The sequence below is a fragment of the Kitasatospora sp. MBT63 genome, assembly GCF_000710465.2.
Lineage (GTDB): Bacteria > Actinomycetota > Actinomycetes > Streptomycetales > Streptomycetaceae > Kitasatospora.
On the sequence record NZ_JAIZ01000828.1, the window covers coordinates 242 to 2038 of the forward strand.

The following is a 1797-nucleotide window of genomic DNA, read 5'->3' on the forward strand; positions in this document are numbered from 1 at the left end:
CCGGAGCCTCCGGTGCCGCCTCGAACAGCGCCCAGACCACCTTGCCCGCGCCCGCCAGCGGGTGCCAGCCCCAGGAACGGCTGAACGAGTCCACCAGGTGCAGCCCCCGGCCGGACTCCGCCACGAAGTCGGCCTCCCGGGCCACCGGCCCGCTGCTGCTGGGGTCGCTCACCGCGCAGACCACCTGCGGTGAACGGTGCACCAGGCTTATTCGGATCGGCAGGGTGGCGTCGGCCGCCTGCCGCGGTCCCGGCTGCGCGGGCAGCCGGGCGGGCTCGGCCGCGCCGAGCGCGTGCCGCAGCGCATTGGTCACCAACTCCGAGGCGACCAGGGAGACATCGTCGAAGAGCTCCCCGAGACCCCAGCCGAGCAGGGTGGATCTGGCGAACTCGCGAGCGGTTCTCACGGCTTCGAAACGGGGAGCGAGGGTACAGCTGACCACGTGGGGGTCGGTCGCCAAGGCCGTTCCGGTGCTCATGAAGAGCTCCTCCCATAAGGGGGCCGACACGGCTGGACCCGCCGGGGTCATGCCGGTCACCTCCGACTCGCTCGGCCGCGCGGCCGCTACGCCCGACGACCACTCGCGCGCACGCGAATCCGGCTGCGCGACGGGCGCTGCCGGGTACGGCGTGCGGATCGCGCATGTGGTCGAGGCGGAGCCCGCGGGATTGCCAGGGGTGTGCAGGTGCACGTGCACCATGGTCCTCTGCGCTCACTGCAGATGCAAGAGTCGATTCACGTGCAGTCGCAGGATTGGCATATGCAAGCGCCGGATGCACGTGCAAGATGGTAGGTGTGATGCAGAACTGGTAGATCGTTGCACCAGTACCGGCACCGAGAGCGCTCAACTGATGGCAGACTGTGCGCTGTTTGCCCAAGGTGGAGGTTTCGACCGCATGACCACAGTTCAGCCCGGTGGTGGTTCGATGGTGCGCCGGATCCTCCTCGGCTCCCAGCTCCGCCGCCTGCGCGAAGGACGCGCCATCACCCGTGAGGACGCCGGCTACGCGATCAGGGCCTCCGAGTCCAAGATCAGCCGGATGGAACTCGGCCGGGTCTCCTTCAAGGAGCGTGACGTCGCCGACCTGCTCAGCCTTTACGGCGTCAACGACGGCGTCGAGCGCGAGGCGCTGCTCGGCCTGGTCCGCGAGGCCAACAAGTCCGGCTGGTGGCACAGTTTCACCGACGTCCTGCCGAACTGGTTCCAGACCTACATCGGTCTGGAGGAGGCGGCCGCCCTGATCCGCACCTACGAGGTGCAGTTCATCCCCGGCCTGCTCCAGTGCGAGGAGTACGCCCGCGCGATCTTCGGCCAGAGCCGCCCCGCGCTCGCCGAGGAGGAGGTCGACCGCCGGGTCAGCCTGCGGATGCGCCGCCAGAGCCTGCTGACCGAGAACCAGGGCCCCAAGCTGTGGGCGGTCATCGACGAGGCGGCGCTGCGCCGCCCGGTCGGCGGCCCCAAGGTGATGCGGGCCCAGGTCCAGCACCTGATCGACATGGCGGAGCACAACAACGTCGTGGTGCAGGTGATGCCGTTCCGGTTCGGCGCGCACGCCGGCGAGAGCGGCGCCTTCTCCATCCTGCGCTTCCCCGAGCAGGACCTGGCCGACGTGGTCTACCTGGAGCAGCTCACCAGCGCGCTCTACCTGGACAAGCGGGACGACGTGGACGCCTACATCCAGGTGATGGAACGGCTGTGCGTCGACAGCCTGACCCCGGGCCAGACCGTCGACCTGCTCGCCACCATCCTCAAGGACCGCTGAGGCACCCGCCGCGCCGCCCGGCCGCCCGGTGCGG

The 1797-nt window shown here is 69.7% G+C and carries 2 protein-coding genes; one reads left to right on the top strand and one right to left on the bottom strand.

Annotation, left to right across the window (positions count from 1 at the left end; translation table 11 throughout):
- Positions 1-478, bottom strand: a 478-nt coding sequence (locus tag AA75_RS43725; RefSeq protein WP_082527291.1) for an ATP-binding protein, incomplete at its 3' end; no start/stop codon positions are given.
- 418 nt (positions 479-896) lie between these two features.
- Between AA75_RS43725 and AA75_RS43730 the strand changes: the two genes are divergently transcribed.
- Positions 897-1763, top strand: coding sequence for a helix-turn-helix transcriptional regulator (locus tag AA75_RS43730; protein ID WP_082527292.1), 867 nt, complete (start codon positions 897-899; stop codon positions 1761-1763).
- Positions 1764-1797 lie beyond the last annotated feature (34 nt).